The organism is Myroides pelagicus (assembly GCF_009711055.1).
GTDB lineage: Bacteria > Bacteroidota > Bacteroidia > Flavobacteriales > Flavobacteriaceae > Flavobacterium > Flavobacterium pelagicum.
In genome coordinates, this window is the sequence record NZ_WMJY01000037.1 from 1 (window position 1) to 25085 (window position 25085).

Consider the following 25085-nt stretch of genomic DNA (forward strand, 5'->3'; position numbering starts at 1 on the left):
CCGAAATCACTGGCACAAATCAAACCGGAATATCCAAGCATGACTTATAAGACATTTAGGAAGATTTATTTGATGTTAGAAGAGGTTGGATAAGTTAAAAATTTCTAAGAAAATAATGTGGAACTACCCTTTTCTAAAACTTGTATTATATTTAATTGCGTTTTCGAATAACAATTTGTTCTTTCACTAAATCATGGTTATGATAGTAAATGAATTCACCTATTTATTTTTTTAGACAACTTCATTTTTTTGTATTAGAATTATTAAAAAAACAGCCTACCTTGACAGACATATTCAATGTATCAACTTCTCTAGAGAATTAAAAAATAAATTAATCAAAAAAAAGAAACTCATACAAACTTCACTAAAGTGACTAATTCATCGGGCAAAAAACTAGTTCGACAAGTAGTAAAACAATTTCTCTGACCAACAAGTTATCACATATTAAGAACAGCAAAAAACACTAGCCCATCTTTCTCGGTAGTACAAACTTACAAAAAACTCCCTCAACAAATTATCTGAATTCATACGCGTCAAACAATTTATCAAACAAAGACTACGTGCAAATTTTAAAATCCGATAATTTAATTTCAATCATCGAGTGAATAAATACTCTAATTCCTTCAATATAACCGACATTTTACCACCTATTACTACCTGCTACCTCCCCTCTAAAAAATGACATACCACATTAAATATCAATACCATAAGATACTAAAAACAGTAATAAAAGATGATAATTATCAATATAAAAGACAAAATTGTCCTTTAATTTTGTATAAACAAATAAAGATAAATACTACGTATGACTATGATTACAAATAAACAAACAGTAAAAAATAAACTTAAGGTCTTAGTATTAACTTTAAGTTTACTAGCAATCGGTAGTTGCTCTCAAAAAGAGAATAAAACAACTAAGATGAATTCCGATATGGCAGAACAAATTGTGGTAAGTAATGAATTAGAAGCTGAACTAACATCTCCACCATTAGTACCAAAACCAGTAGGAAAAAGATCTGCTGCACATTTAAAAGTAAATTTAGAAATCCTAGAACAAGAAGGTGAAATGGTAGATGGCGTAAAATACATCTATTGGACATTCGGAGGAACAGTACCTGGTAGCTTTATACGTACTCGTGTAGGTGATGAAGTAGAATTCACCCTTAAAAATCACCCAGACAATAAATTGCCACACAATATTGATATGCACGCTGTAACAGGACCTGGTGGAGGGGCCGCATCATCATTAGTCGCACCGGGTCATGAAGTTACTTTCTCCTTCAAAACATTACAACCAGGGCTGTATGTGTACCACTGTGCGACTGCTCCAGTAGGTATGCACATCGCTAATGGTATGTATGGTCTAATACTAGTCGAACCAGAAGGAGGACTTCCTCCTGTAGACAAAGAATACTACATCATGCAAGGTGACTTTTATACAAAAGGAGATTATGGAGAAAAAGGTGTTCAACCTTTTGACATGAACAAAGCACTAAAAGAACAACCCGACTATGTCGTATTCAATGGTCATGTTAATGGTCTAGTCAATGAAAATGCCATAACTGCTCAAGTGGGAGAAACAGTTCGCCTATTCGTTGGTAATGGTGGGCCAAATCTAGTGAGTTCCTTTCATGTTATTGGTGAAATATTTGATAGAGTTCACGTAGAAGGAGGTGATCTAATCAATGAGAATGTCCAAACAACCTTAATTCCTGCTGGTGGGGCTGCTATCGTAGAGTTCAAAGTAAACACACCCGGTACATTTGTTATCGTCGATCACTCTATCTTCAGAGCATTTAACAAAGGAGCTCTAGGAATGTTAAAAGTAGAAGGTAAAGAAAATCCTAATGTATTTGCAGGAAAAATTAGAGAAGGCATCTACCTACCTGAAGGAGGTACTATCCAAAATATGCCAAATGAAATTCCCAAAAAAGAAGTAATTGAAAACAAAACAGTGGCACAGCAAATTAAAGATGGTAAAAATGTATTTACTCGTACTTGCTTTGCTTGTCACCAATCAGAAGGACAAGGAATTGATGGAATTTTTCCGCCACTTGCTAAATCCGATTATTTAAACAAAGATGTAAACAGAGCCATTAAAACTGTAATCAACGGATTACAAGGAGAAATCACAGTAAACAATGTAAAATATAATTCTATCATGACTAGTCAAAACTTAAATGACCAAGAGATAGCAGATGTATTAACTTATGTATATAATAGTTGGGGCAACAACAAAACTGTAGTGACTCCTCAAATGGTTCAAAAAAATAGATAAAATGTTTTTTCTTGACAAATCAAATATCCTAGCGTGTATGCTGAGCATAATGACACTGACAGGGTCTTATGCCCAGAAAACAACACTTATGGTTACTATCCAAAGTGGAACTTATGTTCCACTTTACGGTAGTACAGAAGAAGGTATTGTAGAAGTAGAATCTTTCAAAATAGATAAATATCCAGTCACAAACGAACAATATGTTGAGTTCTTAAAAGAAAATCCAACTTATCAACGTTCACAAATCAAAGGCATTTTTGGAACTAAAAGTTATTTATCTCATTGGAATACTGACTTAGATTATGGAAATCTAAAGCCTAATGCTCCAGTAACTAACATCTCTTGGTTTGCAGCAAAGAAATACTGTGAATGTCAAGGTAAACGACTACCTACCTTAGATGAGTGGGAATATGTAGCAATGGCAGATGCAAAAAATATGGATGCCCGAGAAAAAGAAGCCTATAACAAATATATCCTAGCCTGGTATGAGACTCCAAAAACCTATGTAAATCCAGTAGGCAGCACATTCAAGAACTATTGGGGCGTATATGACATGCACGGATTAATATGGGAATGGGTTGCTGACTTTAACTCTATATTTCTCTCTGGAGAAAGCCGAAAAGACAAAGGAAGCGATGAGAACCTATTCTGTGGAAGCGCCTCTATCAATGCCTCGGACCTTATGGACTACGCAGCATTTATGAGGTTTGGATTCAGAGGTAGTCTAAAAGGAAACTTTTCTACCAAAAATTTAGGGTTCAGATGTGCCCAAGACTAATAAAACAATGATTATCATGAAAAAGGTACTAATAACACTATCCATACTATCCTCTATATTACTTATAGGATGTAAAGAGAAACAACATACAGCAGAACAATCAATACCTACCGAACAGAATACAACATCAGCAGAAATCACAGACATATCAATCTACAATTTACCTTCCAAATGGACTACACAAAACGGTAAAGAAATAGAGTTAAAAGACCTTCAAGGCAACGTATTGGTGATGGTGATGATTTATACATCATGTAAAGCTGCTTGTCCTCGATTAGTAGCAGATATGCGAAATATAGAAGAAAGAGTAAAAGGTAAAAACTTAGACAAGGTAAAATATGTATTAGTTAGTATAGATCCTACAGTAGATACTCCTGAACGTCTAAAAGAGTTTGCTAAAGAAAATCAAATGATTGAGGAACAATGGATATTTTTACGATCAACAGAAGAAAACACCCGTGAATTCGCAGCTACTTTAGCAGTGAACTATAAAAGAATTTCACCACTTGATTTCACACACTCTAATATCATCAGCGTATTTAATACAAAAGGAGAATTAGATTATCAACAGGAAGGACTAGGTATAGATTACGCACCTACTGTCACAGAAATAGAGCGACAGTTATCCCTCATAAAGTAAGTAATGTAAGTATATACTGCTCTTTTGTCAATTTCGACATGGGGCAGTATTTTTTCTATTTATAATTATTTTATCTTCAATGTATAAATACAGTCGCCTTTATTTTATTTCAAAGCCATCAATACTTATATTCCTCCATATCTCACAAAACTTCCTAACACCAACATCACAATACTGATTATTGTTACAGATAAAATATGGAAAGTCATTAAGGGCAATTTCTTAATGTCGTTTTTTAGATGAGGCAACACATAAAACTGAGCACTTAATGCAAAAAGTGCAATAACTATCAAACAACTTAATTTCAAAGAAATTACACGTTCTATAGGACTCTCAAAGGCAAACCAAGTATCAATCTTTACATTGTATACATACGCCATACGAGCTCCCGTCAGTAACATCACTAACAGTGCTGGCATACCAAACCACTCATATCTACTCTCGAAGTTAAACAGTTTATTGACTGACTTTTCTTTCCATACTTGTGGCAATATAACTACACTAAGCAGAATATGTCCTCCTACCCAAATTGTAGCTCCTAATAAATGAAGGATTAATAACAAATGTAACTCGTTCATAATTTTTTACTTTTTAAATAAGACACTAAAAAACACAATATACTTATAGGCAATAATACCGATGACCAAAACAATAACATTGGGGCATTCAGATTACCGTTTATCGACATAAAGCTTTGTAACCCTTGTTGAAGTAATATACTCTCTGTCAATAAAAACCCTAAGATTAAAAACCCTATACCAAGCTTAGTCCACGTATTTACAATTAACTTATGCTCTTTGATCATTAACCATAAACCAAAAGCCGTAAATACGCCTAACATATTTAAATGAATAAATCCGATAATCCACGAACGCAAACTTTGCAATTGACTACTTAATGTATCTGATACACTCAGTAGCTGTGTTCCTATTCTTATTATAACACAGCTTAAAGCAAGTAATACTAAAAGATCTGTAAATATACCCTGTTGATAATCCCCTTGCTTAAATATACTAAAAATAGGCTTGATCAAGTATCCTACGGCATAGAGCTGCAAGAAAACACCGATCATATTTAAATAGTAAAATATAGGAAATTCAACATACCAACTAAGTGGTAGGCCATAAGTCAAGATTATGGAAGCTATCCAAATACAGTAGAATAGTTTGAACTGTCTAAGTGGTTGTCTTTTAAATACAGTCGCAAACAAAATAACTAAAAACGCAGTCAAGAACCATCCGTCAAACTGAAAATGCAGAAAGAATTGTATACAGACATGATAAAAAGCACTTGTCTTCCCCATCATGCCTACTGCTGGCCCCAAGCACCAAACACCTAGGGTAGAAAACACCATAAAAAACAAAGCCGTCTTCAGTAACACACCTTGTTGTGTCCCACTAACAGTATGGTGCTTCCACAGATGAAAAACAAAAAGGTAAGAACAAATAATATGCAAAGTAGAGAATGCAATAGATGGTGCTGCGTACCCCATAAAAGGAAACGTCGATGCCATACCTATGACGGATAGCTGTGTCACCCAAAATAGTCTAATGTAGAACTTAGTTTCACCTGGAGACCTAATCCCAAACTTTTGAACAAATAAGACATAGACTAAAAGATACAACCAACCTAATAAAGCTATATGTGAATGGGTGTGTAAAATATATAAAAACGAAACTTCTTCTATTGGGTACACATACATACTCCTAAGTAACAGTCCAAATAGTGCTGCCACTAAGAAGTTAAACAATGGTATGATATAATAGATTGGCTTCATATAATTAAATACAAGAAGTGCCTTGTACTAAAGGTAAGGCACTTCTGTGAAAACTGAAAAAGATTACTCGATTTTTTGTTCTAGGGCTATCGCACTTGGGAATAATATATTGTTTTCTAAATGAATGTGTTTATGTAAATCCTCTTCAAACTCTTTTAGCATAGCATAGGTTACTTTATAAGTATTACATGCATCAGCTGGTGGAGTATAATTGTTGGAAAGCTTTGCTATTTTACGGAAGCGTTCCCCTTCTCCATCATGTTCATGCATCATCATCGAAACAGGATTTTGTACAGTACCAAAGTGAGGTGTTTCTAAATTTTGTCCACTAATCGTAGAAGATACCATCTCACGGATAAATGGAAATAAGACTAACTCTTCTTTCTTTAAATGCTGACTCAATTCTGCTGCACATCCTATAAACAATTCATTTATTTCTAATAGCTCAGGATGTCTCTCCCCATGTACTCTACTCAATTTATTTAAAAATTGAAGTAAAGCAGGAATCTTTTCCTCAACATAACGATGATGAGTCTTCTCAATATAATCTGCTAACAAGTCCAGAGGCCAGTGTCTAAAGTCAATATTTCCTTCTGCTTGTTGAGCTAATAAACGGTTTAAATCATTAATTAGTTCCTCTCGATTAATTGATTTCTTTTCACATACTTCTTCTATTGTACGCCCACCCTTACAACAAAAATCTATTCCATACTTGTTAAAAATTGCTGCTGTTCTAAAATCTTCTGCTACAAATGAGCCAATTGTTCTATTTTTCATGATTGCTTCTTTTTAAAGTTAATTTAAATACGAATAAGACGATGGTAACTATACCCACTGTAAAGACCACGTCACCAATAGTACGTAACCACTTCAGAGTATTCATTGCTGGTAATTGCATTAATTCACTTGAACGCGCATACCACATTCCATGTTGAATACTCTCTATCGCTTGCCAAATACCTATTGGCAATAGACTTAATAATGCCATTAACAATAATCCTAGGTTTAATCCCCAAAATCCAATTCTTAATAATTTATCATTCCACTTAATATCTCTATAAATACTTCTCAGCACAAATAGCATTAATCCTATACCAAGCATTCCATACACTCCAAATAAAGCCGTATGCCCGTGAAGAGGAGTTGTATTTAATCCTTGCACATAATACAAAGCTATAGGCGGATTAATAATAAAGCCAAATACACCTGCTCCTAAGAAGTTCCAGAAGGCTACTGCTATCATAAAGTAGATAGGCCATTTATAATCTTGTAGCCAGCCTTTATGCTTTGATATGTTATAATTTTCATATGCTTCATATCCTATCAGTGTCAAAGGCACAACCTCTAAAGCGCTAAAGGTTGCTCCTAGTGCCATAACTGCTGTTGGCGTCCCAGAGAAATACAAATGGTGAAATGTACCTATAATACCCCCAGACATAAATACAATCGTAGAAAACAATGCTCCATTTGTAGCCGTTTTTGTCTTGATCAATCCCATACGAACAAATAAGAAAGCTAACACTACAGTAGCAAATACTTCAAAGAATCCTTCTACCCATAAATGTACCACCCACCATCTCCAGTATTCTGCTATGGCTAAGTTGGTCTGTCTTCCCCACATAAGCCCTGCACCATAAAACAAAGCAATAGCACCACAAGAAATCAAGAACAAAATAATTAGATTGCGATGACTTCCTTTTCCTTTTAAAACAGGCATCAGTGGTCTAATCATCAATGCTAACCACACAAACAATCCAACAAATAAAAAGATTTGCCAAAAACGTCCTAAATCAACATATTCATAACCTTGATGTCCAAACCAAAAGTTCTGTACTAAGTCCAATTTCTGCATAATACCAAACCACTGTCCAATCATAGATCCCAACACAATAATTATAAGGGCTATAAACAAAAAGTTTACGCCGAATACTTGATATTTCGGGTCCTTACCGCCTACTGCAGGTGAAATATAAAGTCCTGTACCCAACCAAGCCGTTGCAATCCAAAAAATTGCTAACTGTGTATGCCAAGTACGCGAAACCGAATACGGTAATATTTGATCCAATGGAATACCGTATAACCCTTGTCCCTCTACTCCATAATGAGCAGTAATGATACCTAGCACAACTTGTAATAACATCAATAAACACACAACCCAAAAGTACTTTTTTAAAATAGTCATACTTTTTGTCACAATTCCATTTGACACTGGATCTGATACAGGAATCATCTCTTCCTCGTCCTTCTTAGAAGCTACGTGATAATATACTAATACACCCACCGCAAAAATCAATAAGATAATACTAACACCTGACCACGCTAATAAAGGAGTCGTTGCCACATTACCTACTAAATCCTCTGCAGGCCAGTTATGAGTATAGCTGACATCACTATTAGGTCTATTCGTAACGGTTGCCCATGTTGCCCAAAAGAAAAAAGCATTCATTTGCTTTAGTCTAACAGGATCAGTCAAAGCATTGTCAGGGATTGCATAGTCTTTGCGCAATTGAGTAAACTCTGGATCATCAGTAAATAGTTTACTATAGTACTCTTGTAAATATAGACGAGCTTTATTACGCTCCTCTGTTATTGTTAAAACTCCACTTACTTTATCATAAGTATTAGGCCTAATATTACTTTGTAAGTGAGCTTTTAAATAAGCTTGCTCTTCTATCGTAATATTTTCAAATCGCTTTCCATATTTTTCATTAGCGTAATAATCTAATAGGTATATGGCCTCTCTATGGAGATAATCTGCTGTCCAATCAGGAGCGACATAAGCTCCGTGTCCCCAAACAGATCCAACTTCCTGTCCTCCTATACTCTGCCATATATTTTGACCATCTTTAATATCTTTATTAGTTAAGACTACAACTCCTGAAATGGTTCTAACTTCTCTTGGTATAGGTGGTGCTTCTTGATAAATTTCAATACCATAATATCCGAGTACCCCAAATGAGAACAGCATTACTATCGTAAATGCTATCCATAGTTTTTTTTGTCTATTTTTCATACTATTAAATAGAAGACTTTTTTATCCTTTATTATTTTGTAAAAAAAGGGATTTTTATCCCTACATATAATTACACTTTTAAGAAAGTATCACCAGACTTGGTACCATTGGCTAACTCACCTAAAGTAGTAGTTTCTAACATTTGTCTTAATCCTTCACGAATTTCTTTAAACTTAAAATGTACTGGGCAAGGATGGCTCTCTGAACACTGTGCTAAACCTAACCCACAACCTTTATAAATAGTATCACCATCTATAATATTTATAACTTCACATAACTTTATTTTGTCTAAATGAGATAACGGTATTTCAAATCCCCCTCCTACTCCTTTAACAGAGTCAATAATTCCACTTTTAGAAAGTTTCTGAAGTATCTTAGCTGTGAAAGCTTCTGGCGCATCTATCTCCTTTGCTATTTCCTTAAACCCTACACGCTCGCCTTTCAGTGAGGATACTGAAATAAAAACTACAGAACGAATAGCGTACTCACATGCTTTTGAAAACATAATCAAGTTATTTATAGTACAAATATATAACTTTTTTCTTATAAAAGACTAAAATATCCTTTATATGTAAAAAAGAAACGGATATGCAATTAAAACATATCCGTTTCCCTTGACGCTATATAACTAGCGAAAAATAATATCTTGCACTACTTCTTTATTCAATGAATCATTAAGCAAAGCTATTATACGCGATTTACCATAACTCAGTTCCTCACGTACAATCGGTGATGCCAAGGCAACATACAATACGCCTCGTTTCAAAAAGACCTCGTTTGTATAGTTACTTACACCCGGGCCTAACACAGAACGCCAAGCAGCCCGAACATCTAAATTATCTATACCACCCTCAAGATTATTTTCTTTGATAATGATTTTTAAGATATCCTGAACACTACTCTCTTCACGTAAACGCTTATGTATCTCAAATTTCTTCACAATTCTACTTTAAACTAAATGGAACAGGTCTTTTATAAAAATATTCAATACCGTTTTCATTCTTAACTACAAACTCTTCTTTGTTTATCTTTACAACCTCTTCTTTCCAACTCGCATAATCAGTTTTATATAGTAAGTAAACTTCACTTCCTTCTGTACTAATTGTAAAATTCTCTTGTAAATCATTTGTTAGGTACTCCCCGTTAAACTGTGGCATTAGCTTTTGTCTAAATCCACCTTTTAAACTATCCAATTGAAAAAAATCAATAGAAGAGTTAATTGTATAATCCTTCTCTTCTCCATTTGGCATGATTGCCTTATCAATTTCCCAATAACCATTCAACTCTTTTAAATCCTTAGTATCTACATCGTTGCACCCATAAATAATAAAAGCAAAAAGGATTGTAATATATTTAACTAATTGTTTCATAACTTATTATTTAAAGAAAGAATCTACAAACTCGTACTTATTAAAAACCTGTAGATCTTCAATACCTTCACCTACGCCAATATATTTAACTGGAATCTGGAATTGATCAGAAATACCAATAACTACCCCTCCTTTTGCAGTACCATCTAACTTAGTAACTGCTAAACAATTCACTTCAGTCGCTGCTGTAAATTGTTTTGCTTGTTCAAAAGCATTTTGTCCAGTCGAACCATCTAATACAAGTAAAACGTCATGTGGAGCATCTGCTACCACTTTTTGCATAACGCGCTTAACTTTCGAAAGCTCATTCATTAAATTCACTTTATTATGCAAACGTCCAGCTGTGTCAATGATTACAACATCTGCTTCTTGAGTAACTGCAGATTGTAACGTATCAAATGCTACTGAAGCAGGATCACTTCCCATTTCTTGTCTAACAATTGGTACGTCCACTCTATCAGCCCATACTTGTAATTGATCTATCGCTGCTGCTCTAAAAGTATCCGCAGCACCAAGAACGACCTTCAAGCCAGCTTTCTTAAACTGATAGGCCAACTTACCAATAGTTGTAGTTTTACCAGCTCCATTCACACCAACAACCATAATTACATATGGCTTCTTATCTTTGGGAACACTAAACTCTGTCTCTTCACCAGACTGAGTCTCTGATAAAAGCCCAGCAATCTCATCGCGAAGAATCTGATTCAACTCATCTGTCCCTACATATTTATCTCGTGAAACGCGTTCTTCAATACGATCAATAATCTTTAATGTAGTATTTACACCTACATCAGAACTCACTAAGACTTCCTCTAAATTATCTAATACATCATCATCGACTTTAGACTTTCCAGCTACCGCCTTTGTCAATTTCGAGAAAAATGTAGTCTTTGACTTTTCAAGACCTTTATCTAATGTTTCCTTTTTTTCTGAGGAAAACAATCGCTTAAAAAAACTCATAATAATATACCTATTAGTAGCTACAAATATAGAAAATATCTAATTATAACCTTTTATACTTTTTGAAGTATAAATAAACTAAAATAATTCAAAATAAAAAAAGCTATCTAAATATATAGATAGCTTTTTTTCAAGATTTTATAATGGTAAAATTACTTCTTATTCAAGAAATCATCCACAAAATCAGGAGCCATAACAGACTCAACAAATGTGTATGCACCTGTCTTAGGAGATTTAACCATTTTTATTGCTTTAGTCAACTTCTTAGAAGATGTTCTTAAAGTTGCTACGGTTTTCTTTGCCATGACTACTTATTATTTAATTTCTTTGTGTACTGTTACTTTCTTCATGATAGGATTAAATTTTTTGATCTCTAATCTATCAGGTGTATTTTTCTTATTCTTAGTAGTAATGTATCTAGAAGTTCCTGGTAAACCAGATGCTTTATGTTCTGTACATTCTAAGATTACTTGTATTCTGTTACCTTTCTTTGCCATCTTATTCTATTTTTTGTGGTACGATTACTTAACTAATCCTTTAGCTTTAGCATCTTTCAATACCGCAGTAATACCTTTTTTATTAATTGTTTTTAACGCAGATGTTGATAATTTCAATGTTACCCATCTGTCTTCTTCAGCAATGTAGAAACGTTTTTTAACTAAGTTTACAGAAAACTTTCTCTTAGTTTTATTCATCGCGTGAGAAACGTTGTTTCCAACCATTGCTCTTTTACCAGTAATTTCACAAACTCTTGACATTATTTCTTATCTTTTATTTCAATATTCAAAATCAGGGTGCAAAGTAACGAAAAAAGAAATTATTAAACAAAAACTTTATCGTTTATTTTTTATTATTTCGTTATATATCAATTCCAACCCCCTCGCTATCGCACTATTTACGACCTTTTCTCTAGGTTGCCCTAAGAAGTAAGTTTTTGCATATACCTCCGTTGGAGTTGCAATCCCTATACATACAGTTCCTATTTCTACAGTCGAGTCTCCTTTTGTCGGCCCTGCATTTCCTGTTGTAGAAATAGCATAATCTGATTGAAACTTCTTTTGAGCTTCCTTAGCCATTTCTATAGCAACTTCTTCGCTTACCACACTAAACTCATCCACTACAGCCGAATCAACACCTAAAAACGATGTCTTCACTTCCGTAGCATAAGGAACTATACCTCCTCTAAAACAAGATGACACTCCTGGAACTGTACTAAACAAAACTGCTAATTTTCCTCCTGTACAACTTTCTGCAAAAGAAATTGTTTTCTTTCTAATTTGCAACTCTTTTATAATAATTTCAGGAAATTCTACATCTTCGTATGAACGAACACACTCTTTTGCCTTCACTGGCATTAAAGCTAATATGTTATTAAGTCGCTCTTGCAATACTTTACGATCTTTACCACTAACCGATAAGCGCAAGCGAACACTCCCCGGACTAGGTAAATAAGCTAAGTGCATATCTGATGGTAAATTCTCTTCCCATTCTTCTAAAATTTCCGCAAGTAAGCTCTCCCCTACTCCATAGGTGAGAATAGTCTGATGAACCTTTACTTGATTTTGAAAATTTGAAACTAGGTAAGTAGAAAGGTCTCCTTTAAAGATAGTCTTCATCTCAAAAGGAACCCCTGGCAAGGAAACATAAGTAGTACTTCCCTTTTTTATCAACATTCCTGGCGCTGTCCCTACAGGGTTAAACAATACCGTAGCAGTTGAGGGCACATAAGCTTGTTGTTTGTTTATATCAGAAATAGGGCGTTTATAATAGTTTTCCAATAGCGTAGTCACGTGAACTAAAACGTCGTTATTCACAACCAAGGTATCATCAAAAAACTCACAAAACACCTTCTTAGTCACATCGTCTTTAGTCGGCCCCAAACCACCCGTTAAGATTACTAAGTCAACCTTATCAAGTTGATCTAAGAGTATTCGTTTAATTGATTCTTTCTTGTCTGAAATAGTATAAATAGTATCTACGTCAAAACCCAACTTATCTAACTCTTTAGCCAAATAAGCTGAATTTGTATCGACTATTTGACCGATCAATAATTCATCTCCTATTGTTACAATACTTGCACGCATAACCTTCCCTACAACTCAAAGTTTTTCTTCAGTTCTTTTCGAGCATTGGTGACATGTAATTTAAAGAGCTTATAAATTTCTTTAACCTCTTTTGTCTTCCCCTCATCTCTTGTCCAATTCTCAATCATCAGAGCTTCCTCTATTGCTTGCTCTATCCCCAATAATCTTAAAGACGGTAAAAGTGCATTTATCTGTTTTGATACCTTACTGTATTCTTTTTCTTCAATTCCATTTTCGATTTTCTTTAATCGCTTTTTTGAATCATCTAAAAAAGTCTGCAAACAGTCAAGTACTAACTCTTTGTCATTATCATATTCTTTATACAAGGACCCTAAATCGTAATATAATGCCATATGCCTACTTCACATTTAATCGAAACACTTCTCTTCCTGCAATTATCCCCTCTAATACATCTCCTTCTTCAACTCTTCCAACTCCAGCTGGTGTCCCAGTAAATATTAAATCCCCTTTTTTAAGTGTAAAATACTTTGATACTTCGGCAATTAATTCATCAATATTCCAAATCATTTGAACAGTTGAAGCATTTTGCACCACTACTCCATTACGCTTTAATTCAAACTGTGTGTCGTATATATTAACCAACTCTTCTTTATTAAAAAATCGACCAACCGCTGTTGCACCATCAAATGATTTCGCTTTTTCCCATGGCAGTCCTTTACTTTTTAACTTTGCCTGTAGATCCCTTGCTGTAAAGTCTATACCCAAAGTCACCTCATCATAGTACTTTGACGCAAACTTTGCATCAATATACTTTCCTACTTTATTTATCTTCACCACGACCTCTACCTCGTAATGCACATCATTCGAAAATGCAGGTATAACAAAAGGCACTTCTTTGCTTAATACTGATGAATCAGGTTTTATAAACAATACTGGCTCCTCTGGTCTTTCATTACTAAGTTCCTCTATATGCTCCACATAATTGCGCCCAATGCATAGAATCTTCATATACTTATCCGATTAATTGATGATTTATAACTTTGTATTCAATTTACGCAATTTAATAGCTGTTAAAACCTTCTTTGTATAAAGAGGGAAGTCAGCATTTTGAATCCAACCATAATACCCTGGTTCATTTTCTAAAACGTCTTCTACCAAAGCTCCTTTGTGCTTTCCAAATGTAAACATTTCCTGACCTTCTTCATTTAATGCTATAAAACCAGCAAAATCAACACTTTTCTTTCGAGTTGTAAACTCCGACAGTAATTTCATATCATTTTCCAGATCTTCATATCTGTCCAACTGTGCTTTTAAGATTTCATATGTTGCATTAGTATCCGCGGATGCAGAGTGAGCATTCTCTAAAGTCTCATTACAATAAAATTTGTATGCTGCACTCAGTGTACGCTCTTCTTTCTTATGGAAAATTGTCTGTACATCGACTGAAACGCGATTTCCCATATCAAAATCTACTCCAGCTCTCAACAACTCCTCTACAAGTAGAGGAATATCAAAACGATCAGAATTAAACCCTGCTAAATCGGAATCCTTAATCATATTATACACATGAGGTGCTAATTCCTTAAAAGTAGGCTCATTTGCAACCTTTTCGTCTGAAATTCCATGAATAGCAGTAGACTGAGGCGGAATAGGTCGCTCTGGATTTACCAACCATGTTCTACTCTCTTTATTCCCATTCGGATGCACTTTAAGTATCGCAATCTCAACGATTTTATCTTTTGCCACATCTATACCTGTTGTTTCTAAATCAAAAAAACAAATAGGTCTATTTAATTTCAACTCCATTATTCAAATTGTTTAATACAAATATAGGAAATGAAAATTAGTAGGTAATAAAGTTCCTTGTTAACTTTTACAGATCGCGTATTCAAGCATAGATTAATTCAAATTATAAAATGAATTAATCCTGATAGTAATATCTAATCATAAACTTTAGTCAATCAGTAACATATTAACCTCACCTCAGCGTTTCACTTTCGTCAATTAATTAATGAACAACTTTCAGGTTAGATTATTAAGGTTTTATGAAAACAGTAAATAATACCTAACAAGTCGTTTGTATTAATCTTTAATCTATACAAATCAAATATTGGTAAATAACCTGCTTGTTCACAATTTAAAAAAAGAACAGGATTATCTAGATTTATTATTTAAACTGAACAAAAGTCTATTGCTTTTTACTTGACAAACTACTTTTAAGTTTACCTCATTAAAAATAGGGACAAATACACTTAAGTATTGCCCCCATTAATTATTTACTGAATAATAGCTTTAGTTTAAGCGTCAAACGGAGATTTTTTAACCTCATCATCTACATCTGATGACAACGCTTCTAAGAAGACGGCTATATTATCTATTTGTTCATGACTAAGCACTATATTACTCTGTATCTCTCCCATAATACGTATAGCTTCTTTTAAATCATTAACTGATCCATCGTGAAAATAAGGATTAGTATGCGTAATATTTCTCAATCCAGGAACTTTAAACATATATTTTTCTCCTTCTTTCTGTGATATCATCGCAAGTCCTAGGTCAACCTTAGGAGATTTAGTATATTCCCAATAGTTCTTATAAACACCAAACTTCTGAAACATTTGTCCTCCAATCGCTACACCGTTATGACAAGTAATACACCCTGCAGAGATAAAATCTTCCATTCCTTTCTTCTCTTGTATAGTTAATTTATCTGTATCCCCCTCTAGGTATTGATCAAATCTCCCTGCTGGCACCAATGTCCTTTCAAAAGCACCTATAGCTCCTGTTAAGTTTTTAAATGTAATAGGGTCTTTTTCTCCCTTATACACTTCAGCAAACATTGTCTGGTAAAGCTCTATTCCCTTTATACGATCAACGAGCTCTTGTTCAGTCTTAATATTGTGCTCCACAGGATTTAATATTGGTCCTCCTGCTTGCTCTTCTACGTCCTTTGCACGTCCATCCCAAAACTGCATACTATGAAGTGATGCGTGAAAGACAGTTGGAGAGTTTCTTGCTCCTAGTGAGCCATCATCTCCAGATGACAACGCTTTATTGTCAACACCATAAGTAGATAACCCATGACAAGAATTACAACTTATATTACCCTCTTTAGATAGACGAGTATCGAAGTACAAATATTTCCCTAAATCTACTTTTCTCTCATCAATTTTTTCATATGCAACAGAAGAAATTGGAGCAAAGTAAGTAGTTGCCTGTTTTAATAGCTCTTTTTCTTTTATATCCTCTTGTTTTGAAGTTGTATTCTTACATGCAACTAAAGAACAAATCACTGCTAATGCTAGTGTCTTTTTCATTGTTAACGTTTTTATTTGTTTACATCTAACATAGTTGATATTGATACTTATCCCCATGACAATTATCATAAGAACAGCTTTTAAATCAAACACATAAAATCAAACTCAACAGTAATAATTCTTTAACAACTCAAACATTTAAAAATATAATGTGCATAATTGTTTGCATTTCTTTAACAAATAATTTATTTTAGACTACACCAAAACACACAACTTATGAAAACATTACTTATACCCCTACTTGCTTTTGTTTTTTTCAGCTGCCAAACTACGGAGACAATTGTATCTGCAGGGCATGGAATAAAAAACAATACGATCCTTACACAAGCATCTCAAACCTTTATCTTTAAAGATTATCACGTGTCTCTCAATAATGACAAAGCGTTACTTAGCTATCGTCATAACCAAAACTCAAATGATGATAACCCTCTTATACTATTATCGAGAAACACACATGATGAAAAACATTCACATAAAGAATTTTCTAATGAAACTGAAGAAATTGTAATTTGTATCATTAGCGATTACGAGGTAAAACTACAAATTGACAATACTTCATACACCTTATTTTCGCCAAAATATCTAAAAGAAGTAAATGCAGATACCAATAAAATATTAGCCGATATTGCTATTTATCGAGATAGTAGATATTAAAAGAAAGCACGTTAGTCGAATAAACTAACGTGCTTTCTTTTATTATATACTTAACTTACAAAGAAGGCTCATACTCTTTCACTTCCTTGACAAACCATTCTGGTAATTCAATCGCTTTTTTATCGGCTAAACTAACCATTACTTGAGTGCTAGCACCAATTGCATGAACAATCACTTCTCTATCTTTCCCCTCACTGACCAAAGCATACTCGATATCAAAACTTTTTGTCCCTAATCTCGATATTCTTACTCCTATTTGTAGCTGCTTAACGTCTAAGCGAATTTCCTGTACGTAGTTACATGAAATTTGAGCAATGACAAACATATTTTTAAACCAGTCCCAAGTCTTTGATGCTTCGTTGATAAACTTTCCTCTTCCTTGTTGAAAATAATCAATATAGTAAACATTATTTACGTGTCCTAAAGCATCTAAATCATTCCAACGAACTTCTATTGGAGTGAAAAAACGATAATTTGCTATACTAAATTCCATCTTTTTTATTTTTAAAGTTACACTTTATTATCTATTTCTATGAAAAACATCCTTAAAATCATGTCTTAAAATCACAGGAGGGTTAACTAAAGTAAATCGCTTAGTAACCAAAAATTGAATGTTTGTGTTTCTAAGTTCTACATAGTATTTCTTATTTGTACCCATCAATAAAGTATGGTATAAAGACGTAATACCAAACATCCAATCCCTGTATTGATAATTTGCTGAAAACCTAAGTTGTGCTTGAGGGTTAACTCTGAATCTTGTTCTACTGGTAGACAACTCTTTCTCTAAAGCCCCATCAACTCCTAAACTAAAGGTAGCTGCAATTAATAAGTTTTTTCTTGCCACCAAATTATATCCATATCCTATCCTTGGACCCATACTAATTACGCGTTTATCATAATTGACTAACTCCTCATCTATCAATGGCACATTATTCAATTTTGTATAAAAAAAACTACCTCCCAATAACCAACTACCTGCCGACAGCAATTGCCGCTCTTTGTGATCATAGGCCGCTGCCATAGAAAACTTTTTTGAATTAAAGACATAATCCATTGATATCCCATATAGTCGAATAGACAAGTCATCATACACATCATATCCTCCCTCAGTATTAGCCATCGAAAAGCCTTTATACTGTTGAAAGTAAGCATCAAATACAATTTGACTAGCATAATAATTATACTTAAAATCAATAAACTTAGATTTTCCCATTGAACCGCTTCGCATAAATGGTAAACCATAGCTATAGCTAATTGATGAGTTATTCCAAGCAAACTTCACCCCTAAACTTATTGGTTTATTCGGTTCAAACGATTTATCTTCTCCTTTGGAATTAACATAGCTCATTGAAAGAAATTCTCTTGAACTATAAACACTTACCCCATAAGGCTTTTCAAAAGGACTAATGTATAAACTATCTACCTGACCAAATACACTAATGCTCACTAAAAATAACAGCAAATGAAATATACTCCTCACACTGATAAAGTTTTATCTAAAAATAAAAAAACCTTTAGAATATTCTAAAGGTTTTTATTTGCTAATAATTTTTTCAATTAATTATCTTCATAGTCAAAGTGGTGAAAATCACCAAAATTAACTACTTCATCGTAATTAGATTCCGAGTACTTCTCTTCTCCAGAATCGTAAAGGACAAAGTTAAGACGCTTAAAAAGTAGGTCTAACATCTTTTTTTGACCATCAGCATCTAGATCCATTTTCATCTTAACTACATGCTCTTTTGCTGGTGTGCTTTTCGCCAAATCAACACATAGCAAGGTTACCTCAAAATTGTGTATTCCTGTTAGAGAAACTCCCACAACTTTAAATTTTTCTTTATCTACATTAAAGTATTCCCCAATACTGCTAATGTAATTTCCTTTGTTTGCAGCGATTGTATCTGAGATATCAGCTGCTACGCTTCCTACGAAGTCGTTGTAATGTACTTTTGCTTTCATAAACAACAAATTTTAATTTTTCTTTTCACCAACGAAGGTACTAATTCATTATTTACCAGCATAATATGCACTTTATTTTCATAGTCTAGCAACAATTATACATAGTTTGCATCTAAAAAGACAACTTTATATTAAAAAACACAACATATAATTAAATTTTATAATAAAAATAAAGAATACATCAATAAATTAATAATTTTAAACAATTAAAACAATTATTAAACATTTTTTAATAAATCCTCATACTTTTCAAATATTCTACACTAAAGAAAAGTCCAACACCTAATTAATTAAAAATTCAATATTTTAACAAATATAATTAGAATAAAAACTACTAAGTATACTTTTTATTTAACACTTTTTACCCAAAAAGGATAAATACTCCAAAAATGACATTAACTAGCAGTATTCCTACTGTAAATTTCGTTTTGCTTTCTTTATTGTTCCCATTAAATTTTTGTTTAAAGGATCATTACACAACCACAAATTGCAAAGATCTATAACAAATGTAGGCTTAGTCTTTGCTGCATCATTCAACCAATTACTTACACTATCTCTTACATACTTTGAAGAATCGTCTTTAAGTTCTTCTAATAAGCAAACTGCTAATTCTGGTTGCTCCTTCAACACTTCAATATGTTTACACCATACCCCTCGAGGACGAGTAGACTCCGTTGCAAATCTTCGAATATTAGCATTTTCACTATGTGTCCATTCCAATAATAGCTTAATACTTTCTTCTAAATGGTTCGTAATACTTTCGCGCACGGACATCCAAGCAATTTCTCTCACACCAAAATGATCGTCTCCTGCAAAATATTTAATAGCTTCTAACTTTTCATCAATTCGTAATGAGTCGTTAAAACCTACAAAATAGGCAGCCCAACACCGTACTAAATCACTTGTATGTGTTTTTAGTAAGCCAAACAACTCAATATCCCCCCTTTCTTTGGATATATCAAATAGGGTGTATCCTATACATTGATTAACCGAATTAACAGTGGGCTTCTTCAATTTATCTATATTACCCAATACTATTGAAATATAATCCTTTCTGTCTAGTGCTAATAATACATTACTTACAAGTAATTTTTGGTCAATAGCTAACCACTCCGTCAAATTCACACTAGACAATTCCCCTTTGTTTAATAAGGCTAGAACTTCTATAGGAATATCTTTCTTTGTTCTAGCTCCTTTTCTATTTTTCATAACTTCGCTTTATTAAAAAAGTAGACCCGCAAATAGGCTTTACTTTCATCTACCTATTTCAGGTAGTATTTCTCTTTATTTTGCTAATAAAACTTCTCTACAGATTACGCCTAACTATTTGCAAAAGATGTATCCGAATCCAAATAACGAGTTACAACAAACACGTAATCTGCTATAAATTGATTATAATTCTCCAAATAATCAATCTCCTCATTATAAAACTGCATACTTTTCAAACGATATACCTTATTTTAAAGATTGGTATAGAACTTTTGTTAGATTACCTATACAAACCTATTGTTATAGTCTTTAATTCTTGTTTTATTTCTTTCATTTTAAAGTTTTATTTTTGCAAAGGTGATCATCCATTTATTAGCACACAATACCGCATATATTTCTCCCATAGGGATAAAAAAGTCACTTTTATGAATACCAAGGCACAAACAATAGAAGAAAAAATTTGTCCACTCGAATTCGCAGTTAATGCAATCAGTGGTAAGTGGAAAGTACCTATTATTTGGCAAATTAACCAAGGCCATAAACGCCCAAGTGAAATGCTAAAAGGAATTATGAAAGTAGACCGCCGCGTACTAAATCAACAATTAAAAGAACTCGAAAAGGACGGTATCTTAACCAAAATAAGTTATAACGAACTTCCTCCACGAGTAGAGTATTACCTCACTCCCTTAGGAGAACAATTAGTTGAAGTTCTATGGAAACTTAATGCTTGGGGAGAAACTTTATTAAACGGAAAAAGAGACTACTAGGTAATCTCTTTTTTATCTTTATGCTAAAAGTAAAATTATCATTTTTCAATACTGTTATTATTTAAAATTTTTATCGATAAGCTCCACCACAACCTCTCATCACAAATGATTCACAACAATGGATTTCTTGAACTACTTCAAGTTTATCACTATAATCTTCACATAAATCCATGTATTCATCTTTCCCTCTGACAGCTTGATATTCCGATTTTACATGTTTAAAACACAGCATAGTTCCAAAAGCACTATTCCCATAGACACTATAATCGCCATATAGACAACCATAACAATTGACAAAAGTTTCTCCTTTCGGTAATCGCATTGTTAATTGGTCAAATGCAACTTCAATTGTATCCCCTTTTCCTATATATGTTTCTTCATTTAAAGACAAAGAAAGAACTATAGCTTCCTCTGTAATTGTGCTTTTCTCAAAATCAAAAGCCCCTATAGTTGTACATAAACATAAATCAACTATCTTATTATTTCCATTTTCAACGCTCAAAACCTGTGGTATAAATAGTTCTATTTGACAATAACACAAGGCACTATACCCATCATCAGTCAAGGTAAATATACTAGAATCTAAATCAAACAAATCTCCATGATAGGTCAAATCTGTAAACTCTGACCCGACAAATAATCTCCCCTCTATTTCAACAGAGAGCTCTTTGCCATTATTACAAAGTTTAATTGGAATAATCACTCCATTGTGTTTATATAATCCTTGATACGTTTTCATATGCTCCTTTTTCGACCAATAGTATCTATCCCTTTACCCTTCAAAATCTCCACAATCATGAACTTCAAAAGTATCTAATCTACTTTTCAAAGTATAATAAATCGCTGGTCGATACAATGTTTGATCTATTCCTTGCCCAGAAACTTGTAGTCTAAACATCGGATAATCATCGACTCTTTCAAAGGAGAAAACATTAAATGGAGTATGTACCTCAATGATCTTATCTTTCTCTTCAACTTTTGTTATCTTAAATGATATTTGGGTTTGCATATCACAAGCATTCAACAAATTAATCATCTCACCATCAACTATTAATTGAGCTACATCACAAGCATAACAATTACCTCCAAACTCTAATCCATACTTTTTCGTAACCACATCTGCCTCTGCGTTGACAACTTCCATAGGAACTAACATTTCACTATACAATTGCTCAATTCGCTTACTTGTCTGTAATTTTACCGCTTCTTCCTTCAATATAGTTACTTCTTGCTCTTTATTGCCTTTACAGCTCGCAATACTAATTACTAATCCCAGTAACAGCATAACTTTCTTCATACTTTGTTTTTTGTAAATGTAAAAATTATCTGAATACTTTACTCCTCTTCGATACGCTTCAGCTGATAAGGGTATAATTCATAAATCGCATTAGCTTCATTGATTGTATATCCTTGCTTATTGTACTTAACTGCCTCTTTGAAGGTGATTTCCGCTTCTTGATGTCCCATGCGATATTGACACCACGCTTTATAGTAATACGCTTCTGCTAACTCCTCATAAATCTCAATAGCTTCATCAAAATAGTGAATTGCTTTTTCGTATTGTTTTTGTTCATAGTAAACAATCCCAAGATAAAAAGACTCTATTGCATGAGGCTCTTTAAAGTCCTTCTGATATTTCATTGCTGCTCGTTGAAGATAATCTTCTGCTCCTTGGTAATCATTCAATTGCAAATAGGACAATCCAATATAAAAACTATATGGATGGTCCATCTCATATTTATCCCCCCACTGTTTTATACACGATTCAAAATCCACAATTGCAGCACGATGTGTTTTAGCAAAAATACACTTAATAAAAGCTCTATAGGGTTGATAACGCATCGGATTATGCAGCACTGCTTTGTCTAAATAGTCCATACCTACCTCATACTTCTTAATCTTAAAGTAAGGCATCGCCTTTTGTTGCCATAAATAAGCAATGGTACTATCCACAGCTAACCCTTTATCTAATGCCTCTTGCCATTTATCCATATCATATAGATATGAATATTGATGAGCTCCATTAGTTGCATATTTCTCAATAATACTATCTTGCTTTTCCTTTTGACTCACCTTATCCGTGATTTGCCCAGAGGTTGTCCTCTGACAACTTACAAATAATATAAGACCAAACATACAAATTAAAATTCGCACCATTATCTTTTCTTTAGTTACTATACTAACGGACAAACCATTACTTTATTACTAAATTACTCCTCTGTGTACTACACCCCTATTTTATGCAGAATCAACTCTGCTGCTTCATTTCTCCACAATACATGACCATAAGCTAACAAAGCCTCTTTATCAAAATAAGTCCCTTCTGGATGACACCAACATAACCAAGAAATCATTTCGTCTCTGGTCCAAGTAGACAACTCTACAGTAACTTCAACGGGTGACATACTACATATTCTGTAATTCGGATGTAAGTCTATCTGCATATTCATATCTTAACATTTTAGAGAGTTAACTAACTAGTTACTAACAAATAGCATTCCAAAAAACAAAAAAACACCATCCAAATGGACAGTGCTTTTATATCGTAAAAATTTAACAAGTTACATCGCGTGTATTGCTTTGACAATAGCCTCACAAATAGCATCGCCAATAGCCTTAACTACTGTCTCTTCTAATTGCTGATCGTACTCCTTAGTATATACAGTTCCATTTCCTAAGTCAACAATATACGTCAACTCTTCAAAAGTACAAGTTAAGGTCAATTCAATCGGTTGTGCCTCCTCTATTAATTTAAATGCCTTCAAGCTAAATGTAGCTTGTAAGTACTCTGCCCCTTTCCAAGTAATCGAACCATCTAAGTCAACTTCTTTTTCAGAAGATCCTCCTCCTCCTAAGAACCCCATAGCTCCTCCATTACTCGCTGACTTTAAAGTATATGATCCTTTAATCTCATCAAATAATTCTGTAAAACTCTCTTGAACTTTACTTTCAACCTGAGTAAACAAAGGACGTATGGAATGTGCAAATACAGATTCTAACCATTCTTCAGACTTCACTTTGCTCTTTTCTTCTTCCTTCTCTTTTAGTTTGCGCTTCATTAGTTCAATCTGATTGTAAAACTTCTCAGACTCTTCAATAGACTTCCCTTCTTGAATATCCACTATCATCTGTTGAGAGCGCATAATCTGCTGAGCAACAAGTCCAAATAAATCATCTTTTGTTCCTTCATAACACATCACATCAGCCAAGTATTGCTCGTATGCTTTAGCCTCAGTGTCAGTCACCCAAAATGGCGTATATACAAACGCAATCAAAATCTGATTACTCAACATACGCGCAAGGATACCATTCCCTTTTTCAAAAGGACTTATTTTTAAAAATTCAACGTGAAAATTCAACGCTACATCAATAGGATGCGGTGCATACTTCTTTCCTTTCAAGATATAGTCAATCGCTTCATTTGTACGATTCAGCAGTTCTTTCATCTCTGCCTTCACCTCATCAGCTGCCACATAACTATAGACATCACCCTTATACGTCTTTACCGTATTATCCTTTACTTTCCACTGCCCCAGCATTTGTTTGCTCTCCACATCTTCAGCATACATCAATCGCATATGAAGCTGTTTGATGTACTTCTCTGACAAATGAGCTTCAACCAGACCATCACCTAACATCTCATTCAATACCTCATCGTGATTCTTTATTTCAATCAGATCCTGCAATGGCTTATTGGATACATTAACTACACCCGTAATCAATCCACGGATTTCTTCTTTCGTCAAAGAATTCCCCTCACTACTATTTGAAAAGTAATTGCACTCCAAGCGAAACTTGTGATACAACTTTTGTAATTGCTCACTATTCAGTCCACCTTGTGCTTCCACCTGTTGCTTTAATTGCTCAATCTTTCCCTTTACTTCTATATAAGTCATTGCTGTCTTTTATTATTGTGCTATATCAGTATTTATCCACGCACTCCCCTTGACAGTTATCCCTCTCCTCGGCGAGTCAGCTCTCACTTTCATACCCCTATAGCATTTCTTTTTTCGGTTGACGAAGGTAAGAATTATCCTGCATTTCAAAAAACATGTCATAGATACAATTTATCGCTATCGTTAAAAAGTTGCAGTAACTACCACTACTTTCTTCATAGTTTTAATATAATCTTCTAAGTACACGACAAAAAACTAAAGCAATTGATATTTAATGGTTTGTATTGGTTTTTAGAGAGTAATAATCTAGATAAGTAGTCAAGTCCAAGTTTAAAAACGCTAATAAGCCTATTGCCATGTTTTTTGATTGTGATAGGCTTGATAGTGTCAATATAGTCACCAATTTTATAACACCATACAAA

30 protein-coding genes are annotated in these 25085 nt (G+C 33.8%); 5 read left to right on the plus strand and 25 right to left on the minus strand.

What is annotated here, in order from left to right; genetic code table 11:
• The first annotated feature begins 805 nt into the window (after window positions 1-805).
• The 3 genes from nirK to GJV77_RS12460 are packed head-to-tail and all read left to right on the plus strand — an operon-like array spanning window position 806 to window position 3696.
• On the plus strand, window positions 806-2278 hold the full coding sequence (gene nirK, locus GJV77_RS12450) for a copper-containing nitrite reductase (RefSeq protein WP_155036680.1): 1473 nt from the start codon (window positions 806-808) through the stop codon (window positions 2276-2278).
• Between the two features lies 1 nt (window position 2279).
• The gene (locus GJV77_RS12455) at window positions 2280-3056 is read left to right on the plus strand and encodes a formylglycine-generating enzyme family protein (RefSeq protein WP_155036681.1); all 777 of its coding nucleotides are present in this window, start codon (window positions 2280-2282) and stop codon (window positions 3054-3056) included.
• Between the two features lie 16 nt (window positions 3057-3072).
• Window positions 3073-3696 carry an SCO family protein gene (locus GJV77_RS12460; RefSeq protein ID WP_155036682.1) on the plus strand — a complete coding sequence of 208 codons (624 nt, stop codon included), beginning with the start codon at window positions 3073-3075 and terminating at the stop codon, window positions 3694-3696.
• Between the two features lie 125 nt (window positions 3697-3821).
• On the opposite strand, the gene GJV77_RS12465 is transcribed toward GJV77_RS12460, so the two are convergent.
• The 16 genes from GJV77_RS12465 to GJV77_RS12540 form a co-directional block, all read right to left on the minus strand.
• On the minus strand, window positions 3822-4274 hold the full coding sequence (locus GJV77_RS12465; protein WP_155036683.1) for a CopD family protein: 453 nt from the start codon (window positions 4272-4274) through the stop codon (window positions 3822-3824).
• Window positions 4271-5473, minus strand: a complete 1203-nt coding sequence (locus tag GJV77_RS12470) for a hypothetical protein (RefSeq protein WP_155036684.1) — start codon at window positions 5471-5473, stop codon at window positions 4271-4273. Before GJV77_RS12470 ends, GJV77_RS12465 begins: the two co-directional genes overlap by 4 nt.
• Before the next feature lie 63 nt (window positions 5474-5536).
• The gene (ric, locus tag GJV77_RS12475; protein WP_155036685.1) at window positions 5537-6250 is read right to left on the minus strand and encodes an iron-sulfur cluster repair di-iron protein; all 714 of its coding nucleotides are present in this window, start codon (window positions 6248-6250) and stop codon (window positions 5537-5539) included.
• On the minus strand, window positions 6240-8486 hold the full coding sequence (locus tag GJV77_RS12480) for a nitric-oxide reductase large subunit (RefSeq protein WP_155036686.1): 2247 nt from the start codon (window positions 8484-8486) through the stop codon (window positions 6240-6242). Before GJV77_RS12480 ends, ric begins: the two co-directional genes overlap by 11 nt.
• Window positions 8487-8556: 70 nt before the next feature.
• Window positions 8557-8991 (minus strand): RrF2 family transcriptional regulator, encoded by a 435-nt coding sequence (locus GJV77_RS12485; protein ID WP_155036687.1) that lies wholly within the window; start codon window positions 8989-8991, stop codon window positions 8557-8559.
• A 123-nt stretch (window positions 8992-9114) separates the two neighbouring features.
• Window positions 9115-9426: a DUF721 domain-containing protein gene (locus tag GJV77_RS12490; protein ID WP_162521622.1), complete on the minus strand. Its 312-nt coding sequence runs from the start codon at window positions 9424-9426 to the stop codon at window positions 9115-9117.
• A gap of 4 nt (window positions 9427-9430) precedes the next feature.
• Window positions 9431-9856 carry a hypothetical protein gene (locus GJV77_RS12495; RefSeq protein WP_155036688.1) on the minus strand — a complete coding sequence of 142 codons (426 nt, stop codon included), beginning with the start codon at window positions 9854-9856 and terminating at the stop codon, window positions 9431-9433.
• Window positions 9857-9862: 6 nt separating this feature from the next.
• Window positions 9863-10816, minus strand: coding sequence for a signal recognition particle-docking protein FtsY (gene ftsY / locus GJV77_RS12500; RefSeq protein ID WP_155036689.1), 954 nt, complete (start codon window positions 10814-10816; stop codon window positions 9863-9865).
• Between the two features lie 152 nt (window positions 10817-10968).
• Window positions 10969-11121: a DUF4295 domain-containing protein gene (locus GJV77_RS12505; RefSeq protein ID WP_010250750.1), complete on the minus strand. Its 153-nt coding sequence runs from the start codon at window positions 11119-11121 to the stop codon at window positions 10969-10971.
• A 9-nt stretch (window positions 11122-11130) separates the two neighbouring features.
• Window positions 11131-11313: a 50S ribosomal protein L33 gene (rpmG, locus tag GJV77_RS12510; RefSeq protein ID WP_006260303.1), complete on the minus strand. Its 183-nt coding sequence runs from the start codon at window positions 11311-11313 to the stop codon at window positions 11131-11133.
• Window positions 11314-11337: 24 nt separating this feature from the next.
• The gene (gene rpmB / locus GJV77_RS12515; RefSeq protein ID WP_006260304.1) at window positions 11338-11574 is read right to left on the minus strand and encodes a 50S ribosomal protein L28; all 237 of its coding nucleotides are present in this window, start codon (window positions 11572-11574) and stop codon (window positions 11338-11340) included.
• Between the two features lie 75 nt (window positions 11575-11649).
• Window positions 11650-12900, minus strand: a complete 1251-nt coding sequence (locus GJV77_RS12520) for a CinA family nicotinamide mononucleotide deamidase-related protein (protein ID WP_155036690.1) — start codon at window positions 12898-12900, stop codon at window positions 11650-11652.
• Window positions 12901-12908: 8 nt separating this feature from the next.
• On the minus strand, window positions 12909-13253 hold the full coding sequence (locus GJV77_RS12525; RefSeq protein ID WP_155036691.1) for a histidine kinase: 345 nt from the start codon (window positions 13251-13253) through the stop codon (window positions 12909-12911).
• 4 nt (window positions 13254-13257) lie between these two features.
• Entirely contained in the window at window positions 13258-13869 is a 612-nt protein-coding gene (locus tag GJV77_RS12530; protein WP_155036692.1) for a fumarylacetoacetate hydrolase family protein, read from the minus strand.
• Between the two features lie 24 nt (window positions 13870-13893).
• Window positions 13894-14667 carry a 3'-5' exonuclease gene (locus tag GJV77_RS12535; RefSeq protein ID WP_155036693.1) on the minus strand — a complete coding sequence of 258 codons (774 nt, stop codon included), beginning with the start codon at window positions 14665-14667 and terminating at the stop codon, window positions 13894-13896.
• A 491-nt stretch (window positions 14668-15158) separates the two neighbouring features.
• Entirely contained in the window at window positions 15159-16178 is a 1020-nt protein-coding gene (locus tag GJV77_RS12540) for a cytochrome-c peroxidase (RefSeq protein WP_155036694.1), read from the minus strand.
• Window positions 16179-16394: 216 nt separating this feature from the next.
• Here GJV77_RS12540 and GJV77_RS12545 point away from each other — a divergent pair, with 216 nt between their 5' ends.
• On the plus strand, window positions 16395-16832 hold the full coding sequence (locus GJV77_RS12545; RefSeq protein WP_155036695.1) for a hypothetical protein: 438 nt from the start codon (window positions 16395-16397) through the stop codon (window positions 16830-16832).
• Window positions 16833-16887: 55 nt separating this feature from the next.
• On the opposite strand, the gene GJV77_RS12550 is transcribed toward GJV77_RS12545, so the two are convergent.
• The 4 genes from GJV77_RS12550 to GJV77_RS12565 all read right to left on the minus strand — a co-directional run bounded on the left by GJV77_RS12550 (window position 16888) and on the right by GJV77_RS12565 (window position 20000).
• The gene (locus tag GJV77_RS12550; RefSeq protein WP_155036696.1) at window positions 16888-17325 is read right to left on the minus strand and encodes an acyl-CoA thioesterase; all 438 of its coding nucleotides are present in this window, start codon (window positions 17323-17325) and stop codon (window positions 16888-16890) included.
• Window positions 17326-17352: 27 nt separating this feature from the next.
• Entirely contained in the window at window positions 17353-18312 is a 960-nt protein-coding gene (locus GJV77_RS12555) for a DUF4421 family protein (protein WP_155036697.1), read from the minus strand.
• Between the two features lie 77 nt (window positions 18313-18389).
• Entirely contained in the window at window positions 18390-18791 is a 402-nt protein-coding gene (locus GJV77_RS12560) for a hypothetical protein (RefSeq protein ID WP_155036698.1), read from the minus strand.
• A gap of 411 nt (window positions 18792-19202) precedes the next feature.
• Complete coding sequence (locus tag GJV77_RS12565) at window positions 19203-20000, minus strand: DNA alkylation repair protein (protein ID WP_155036699.1); 798 nt, start codon at window positions 19998-20000, stop codon at window positions 19203-19205.
• Between the two features lie 425 nt (window positions 20001-20425).
• Between GJV77_RS12565 and GJV77_RS12570 the strand changes: the two genes are divergently transcribed.
• The gene (locus GJV77_RS12570) at window positions 20426-20767 is read left to right on the plus strand and encodes a winged helix-turn-helix transcriptional regulator (RefSeq protein WP_155036700.1); all 342 of its coding nucleotides are present in this window, start codon (window positions 20426-20428) and stop codon (window positions 20765-20767) included.
• A 70-nt stretch (window positions 20768-20837) separates the two neighbouring features.
• Here GJV77_RS12570 and GJV77_RS12575 read toward each other — a convergent pair whose 3' ends face one another.
• The 5 genes from GJV77_RS12575 to GJV77_RS12595 all read right to left on the minus strand — a co-directional run bounded on the left by GJV77_RS12575 (window position 20838) and on the right by GJV77_RS12595 (window position 24663).
• Window positions 20838-21506 carry a DUF6304 family protein gene (locus tag GJV77_RS12575; protein WP_155036701.1) on the minus strand — a complete coding sequence of 223 codons (669 nt, stop codon included), beginning with the start codon at window positions 21504-21506 and terminating at the stop codon, window positions 20838-20840.
• Between the two features lie 33 nt (window positions 21507-21539).
• Window positions 21540-22064 (minus strand): hypothetical protein, encoded by a 525-nt coding sequence (locus GJV77_RS12580; protein WP_155036702.1) that lies wholly within the window; start codon window positions 22062-22064, stop codon window positions 21540-21542.
• Window positions 22065-22102: 38 nt separating this feature from the next.
• Complete coding sequence (locus tag GJV77_RS12585; protein ID WP_155036703.1) at window positions 22103-22924, minus strand: tetratricopeptide repeat protein; 822 nt, start codon at window positions 22922-22924, stop codon at window positions 22103-22105.
• Between the two features lie 68 nt (window positions 22925-22992).
• Entirely contained in the window at window positions 22993-23217 is a 225-nt protein-coding gene (locus GJV77_RS12590; protein ID WP_155036704.1) for a hypothetical protein, read from the minus strand.
• Window positions 23218-23328: 111 nt separating this feature from the next.
• Window positions 23329-24663 (minus strand): Fic family protein, encoded by a 1335-nt coding sequence (locus GJV77_RS12595; protein WP_155036705.1) that lies wholly within the window; start codon window positions 24661-24663, stop codon window positions 23329-23331.
• Between the last annotated feature and the right edge of the window lie 422 nt (window positions 24664-25085).

Bases quoted from the DNA above. Each gene is read 5' to 3' on its own strand.
- nirK (WP_155036680.1), top strand. From the start codon at position 806: ATGACTATGATTACAAATAAACAAACAGTAAAAAATAAACTTAAGGTC.
- GJV77_RS12455 (WP_155036681.1), top strand. From the start codon at position 2,280: ATGTTTTTTCTTGACAAATCAAATATCCTAGCGTGTATGCTGAGCATA.
- GJV77_RS12460 (WP_155036682.1), top strand. From the start codon at position 3,073: ATGAAAAAGGTACTAATAACACTATCCATACTATCCTCTATATTACTT.
- GJV77_RS12465 (WP_155036683.1), bottom strand. From the start codon at position 4,274: ATGAACGAGTTACATTTGTTATTAATCCTTCATTTATTAGGAGCTACA.
- GJV77_RS12470 (WP_155036684.1), bottom strand. From the start codon at position 5,473: ATGAAGCCAATCTATTATATCATACCATTGTTTAACTTCTTAGTGGCA.
- ric (WP_155036685.1), bottom strand. From the start codon at position 6,250: ATGAAAAATAGAACAATTGGCTCATTTGTAGCAGAAGATTTTAGAACA.
- GJV77_RS12480 (WP_155036686.1), bottom strand. From the start codon at position 8,486: ATGAAAAATAGACAAAAAAAACTATGGATAGCATTTACGATAGTAATG.
- GJV77_RS12485 (WP_155036687.1), bottom strand. From the start codon at position 8,991: ATGTTTTCAAAAGCATGTGAGTACGCTATTCGTTCTGTAGTTTTTATT.
- GJV77_RS12495 (WP_155036688.1), bottom strand. From the start codon at position 9,856: ATGAAACAATTAGTTAAATATATTACAATCCTTTTTGCTTTTATTATT.
- ftsY (WP_155036689.1), bottom strand. From the start codon at position 10,816: ATGAGTTTTTTTAAGCGATTGTTTTCCTCAGAAAAAAAGGAAACATTA.
- GJV77_RS12505 (WP_010250750.1), bottom strand. From the start codon at position 11,121: ATGGCAAAGAAAACCGTAGCAACTTTAAGAACATCTTCTAAGAAGTTG.
- rpmG (WP_006260303.1), bottom strand. From the start codon at position 11,313: ATGGCAAAGAAAGGTAACAGAATACAAGTAATCTTAGAATGTACAGAA.
- rpmB (WP_006260304.1), bottom strand. From the start codon at position 11,574: ATGTCAAGAGTTTGTGAAATTACTGGTAAAAGAGCAATGGTTGGAAAC.
- GJV77_RS12520 (WP_155036690.1), bottom strand. From the start codon at position 12,900: ATGCGTGCAAGTATTGTAACAATAGGAGATGAATTATTGATCGGTCAA.
- GJV77_RS12525 (WP_155036691.1), bottom strand. From the start codon at position 13,253: ATGGCATTATATTACGATTTAGGGTCCTTGTATAAAGAATATGATAAT.
- GJV77_RS12530 (WP_155036692.1), bottom strand. From the start codon at position 13,869: ATGAAGATTCTATGCATTGGGCGCAATTATGTGGAGCATATAGAGGAA.
- GJV77_RS12535 (WP_155036693.1), bottom strand. From the start codon at position 14,667: ATGGAGTTGAAATTAAATAGACCTATTTGTTTTTTTGATTTAGAAACA.
- GJV77_RS12540 (WP_155036694.1), bottom strand. From the start codon at position 16,178: ATGAAAAAGACACTAGCATTAGCAGTGATTTGTTCTTTAGTTGCATGT.
- GJV77_RS12545 (WP_155036695.1), top strand. From the start codon at position 16,395: ATGAAAACATTACTTATACCCCTACTTGCTTTTGTTTTTTTCAGCTGC.
- GJV77_RS12550 (WP_155036696.1), bottom strand. From the start codon at position 17,325: ATGGAATTTAGTATAGCAAATTATCGTTTTTTCACTCCAATAGAAGTT.
- GJV77_RS12560 (WP_155036698.1), bottom strand. From the start codon at position 18,791: ATGAAAGCAAAAGTACATTACAACGACTTCGTAGGAAGCGTAGCAGCT.
- GJV77_RS12565 (WP_155036699.1), bottom strand. From the start codon at position 20,000: ATGAAAAATAGAAAAGGAGCTAGAACAAAGAAAGATATTCCTATAGAA.
- GJV77_RS12570 (WP_155036700.1), top strand. From the start codon at position 20,426: ATGAATACCAAGGCACAAACAATAGAAGAAAAAATTTGTCCACTCGAA.
- GJV77_RS12575 (WP_155036701.1), bottom strand. From the start codon at position 21,506: ATGAAAACGTATCAAGGATTATATAAACACAATGGAGTGATTATTCCA.
- GJV77_RS12580 (WP_155036702.1), bottom strand. From the start codon at position 22,064: ATGAAGAAAGTTATGCTGTTACTGGGATTAGTAATTAGTATTGCGAGC.
- GJV77_RS12585 (WP_155036703.1), bottom strand. From the start codon at position 22,924: ATGGTGCGAATTTTAATTTGTATGTTTGGTCTTATATTATTTGTAAGT.
- GJV77_RS12590 (WP_155036704.1), bottom strand. From the start codon at position 23,217: ATGAATATGCAGATAGACTTACATCCGAATTACAGAATATGTAGTATG.
- GJV77_RS12595 (WP_155036705.1), bottom strand. From the start codon at position 24,663: ATGACTTATATAGAAGTAAAGGGAAAGATTGAGCAATTAAAGCAACAG.